Source organism: Vibrio sp. 10N.222.46.A1, from assembly GCF_041473595.1.
In the GTDB taxonomy this organism is placed as follows: Bacteria; Pseudomonadota; Gammaproteobacteria; order Enterobacterales; family Vibrionaceae; genus Vibrio; species Vibrio tasmaniensis_A.
On sequence record NZ_JBFRSN010000031.1, the window covers coordinates 1 to 228 of the forward strand.

Annotated in this window: 1 pseudogene; it reads right to left on the minus strand. The window is 43.9% G+C overall.

From position 1 onward, the window contains the following. Positions 1 to 228: pseudogene (gene fadH / locus AB4496_RS01370) on the minus strand (NADPH-dependent 2,4-dienoyl-CoA reductase); the annotation flags it as partial.

A 228-nucleotide genomic window follows, 5' to 3' on the forward strand; every position in this document is an offset into this window, starting at 1 on the left:
CCCGCTTCTTCAAGCTTCTGAGCCAGAAGGACAACATCTTCGAATGTGCTGCCTTGCTCAACCAAATCCAGCATCGATAAACGGAAAATAATGATGAAATCTTTACCCACCGCTTCGCGAATCGATTTAACGATCTCTAGCGGGAAACGCATACGCTTCTCATAAGAACCGCCCCATTCGTCATAACGCATGTTGGTACGTTTACAGATAAATTGGTTAATCAAGTAA